Origin of the sequence: Amazonocrinis nigriterrae CENA67, from assembly GCF_016056305.1 — a bacterium.
Lineage (GTDB): Bacteria > Cyanobacteriota > Cyanobacteriia > Cyanobacteriales > Nostocaceae > Amazonocrinis > Amazonocrinis nigriterrae.
Genome location: NZ_JAECZC010000028.1, coordinates 65496 through 68981 on the forward strand (window position 1 = coordinate 65496; position 3486 = coordinate 68981).

Consider the following 3486-nt stretch of genomic DNA (forward strand, 5'->3'; position numbering starts at 1 on the left):
TTCCCTATTCTTTTGTCAAACCAACGATCGCCTTAACTAACACTTCCGGATCTACTGGTTTGGATATGTGCAATTGAAATCCTGCTGCTAGTGCTTGCTGCTGATTAATTTCTCCAGCATATGCTGTCAGAGCGATCGCTGGCACATTTCCTCCTTGTTGTGGTGATCGCTTTCTGACTTGACGCATTAGCATATAACCGTCTACTTCTGGCATCCCAATATCACTGATCAAAACATCTGGTATGGACACAGATAGTGCTTGCAGTGCTTCCTTTGCTGAAGCGACGGTAGTTACGTTTACTCCATACTCTTGCAAAATAAACGATACTAAGTCCCGGATATCCGGTTCATCGTCCACTACTAGAATTTGCATATTAGAAAGTATCTCAGGATGAGGGTTAAAAGGTTGAGGCTGATCATTTTCAAGCCTTACCTGTTCGTTTCTGAGTAAAAATGGAAGTCTCACAGTGAAAGTTGCACCCATTCCTTCTCCAGGACTTTCTGCCCAAACTGTTCCCCCATGTAGTTCGACAACCTGACGCACAATTGCTAGTCCTAAACCTAGCCCTCCAAATTTGCGAGTCGTTGTACCATCAGCTTGACGAAAATAATCGAACACGTAAGGCAGAAAATCCGGGGTGATTCCCTTACCTGTATCGCTGACTGTAATTTGAGCTTGGTAATCAACTTCTGCAACTCGAATTTCTACATATCCTCCTTTTGGTGTAAACTTAACTGCATTAGATAATAAGTTCCAAACAACTTGCTGAAGGCGATTGGGATCACCCATAACTTGCCCCAAGGAAGGGTCAATTATGGTTTGAATTTGAATTGATTTAGCTTCTGCTGCTAGTCGTACTGTATCTATGGCACCTTCTACCACCATCAGCAAGCTGACGGGACAGACATTTAAACTCAATTTTCCTTGGAGAATCCGAGAGACATCTAACAAATCTTCAATTAATTGAGTTTGTAATCTGGCATTGCGTTCGATGGTTTCTAAGGCGCGGTTAGTAGTTTCCACATCAAACTTACGTGAACGTAGTAATTTTGACCAACCCATTATCGGGTTAAGTGGGGTTCGCAGTTCATGGGAGAGAACCGCGAGAAACTCATCTTTAATGCGGTTGGCAACCTCTGCTTCTTTACGGGCTGTGCGTTCTCGTTGCAGCAGGCGATCGCGTTCTTGTTCAGCGCGTTTACGTTCGGTAATATCTAATACAAAAGCGACTCCATCATGTTGAGAGTCATTGAGTAACGCTACCCCCAAAACAATCGGTACTCGCTTGCCGTCACGATGGATGTATTCTTTTTCATAAATCTGGGAAACACCAGTGGCTTTTACTTCTGTGATAGCGCGATCGTCCAAATACTTATACTCATTCGGAGTCAGTTTTCTCCAATCTATTTTGCCTAAAGCAGTAAACTCATCACGAGTGTAGCCTGCTAATTGTAAATAAGCGTCATTAGCATCAGTAATCAAACCATCCACAGTCCAAAAAGCCACTCCCACCAAATTAGACTCGAACAAGCGGCGAAATCTGGCTTCACTTTCGCGCAATGAATGTTCAACTCGTTTGTGTTCTGTAATATCACGAGAAACAGTAATTACACCTTCAATTTGATCAAAATTTCGTAATGGCGTCAGGATGTATTCATAGTAATGTGTGCCATCTGCTAAAACATATTCACACTCATCTTTAATCGGTTCTCCAGTTGTCATCACAACTTGGCGTTGATTCTCTACCCTGTCTATAAAGTCTACGGGTAAATCCAGTTCCCGCACATTTTTACCGATAATATCCTCGACATTGAAGCCTAGCACAGCGGCTCCACCATGACTAACATATTGATAGTAACCTGTGCGATTAATAATAAAAATATTATCAACAGATGCGGCGAGAATAGCATTTAAAATATTTGCTTGTTCTTGAACCTTACTGGTTAATTGACGAGTACTTTCTTTTGCCTGCTTGCGGTCTGTAATATCCATACAAACCCCAATCATCCGCACCGCCTGTCCTTGATCATCGTAAAAAAATTGTCCCTTGGCTAAAATCCAATGCACACTTTGGTCTGGCCAAACAATCCGAAATTCATCACTGTAGTCAGTCTTTTCTTCCAAAGCATGGATGAGAACTTGTATTACAGATTGCCTGTCTTCTGGATGAACGTAACTTAAGAAAGCTTCATAAGTGCCAGGGAAACTACCTGGTACTAAACCATAAAGCAGTTCATGATTTTCCGACCAAATCACTTTATTAGTGGCAATATTCCAGTCCCACAAACCCATGTGGGCAGCATTTAGCACTAGCCTCAACTGTTCTGAGCTTTCTTGCAAGGCTACCTTTGCCTGTTGTCGTTCCGCATCACATCCAGCAACTTGACTATGAAGACTTTCGTCTGTGGTTGCTAGTTTTACTTCTAGTTCTGCTATTTGTTGTTCTAGTATTGCTTGCCTTCGCTGATACTGCATTTCTGATTGCTCTAACTCTGCAACACGTTGTCGTAGAGCTGCTAGTTCATCAGTTAGTTCACAGTTAGTTTTATCAACGTCTGGCATTTGCAATATAACTCATGATAAACAATACCATCTTTTGTGGTATGCATCCAATATATCTGATTGAGTATGGATTTTTTATTTAAAAAATTCAATCTCTCGCAAGGTACAAAAAAGTTTCACCCCAAAGGCATATCTTTACAACCAGCAAATATAGCAATGTATTAATTAGTATATTGGGGCATGGGGCATAAGGCATTAGGAATTGGTAATTGGGAATTGCTAATTGGGAATGGGGAATTGGGCATTGGGTATTAGTAATTTCTCCCCCTGCATTACTTGCACCAAAAGCACCCCATCTCCCTCATCTCCCTCATCTCCCTTATCCTCACTTTCCTGCTACAAGAACCATTGGTTATTTTTTATTTCTTCAGCCGCATAAAAGCCACACCAATAAACAAGCCTACAATCTGCATCCAGTAAGCAATACTGAATGAATTAACACCAGAAGGGAGAATATTTAAACTACCGATGCCGTAAAATAACTGTTGTGCAAACCACCAAAATACATAGAAAAAAACTGGCAGTTCAATAGGGATATAGACAAATATTAGCGGCAAAATACTGTCAATTTTAGCATGGGGAAACTTCATGACGTATGCACCTACAATAGCTGCGATCGCACCATTCGCTCCAATCAATGGTACTGTTAAATTCGGTTCAGCAATAATTTGTGCTATTCCTGTCAAAATCCCAGCAGCCAGGTAAAATCCTAGATAAAGTCTAGCACCTAGAACATTTTCTACAGTCTTGCCAAAAACCCAGAGAAATAGTAGATTTCCTAAGATTTGGCTGAAACTGCCATGAAGAAACATCCCAAAAAGCAATGAAAAAGACCGCCAAAAAACAACTATCCCAGCTGCGGGATTGAAGAATGCGTTTGTAATTGCCGCATTAATCTGGGCAGGAATGACACCCCAACTATT

General features: G+C 41.3%; 2 protein-coding genes. Both read right to left on the reverse strand.

The features are described from left to right. Positions 1 to 4: 4 nt before the first annotated feature. Complete coding sequence (locus I8748_RS15830; RefSeq protein ID WP_198125535.1) at positions 5 to 2563, reverse strand: PAS domain-containing hybrid sensor histidine kinase/response regulator; 2559 nt, start codon at positions 2561 to 2563, stop codon at positions 5 to 7. Between the two features lie 359 nt (positions 2564 to 2922). Beyond that, the coding region (locus I8748_RS15835) for a rhomboid family intramembrane serine protease (protein ID WP_198125536.1) at positions 2923 to 3486 on the reverse strand (564 nt) is incomplete at its 5' end.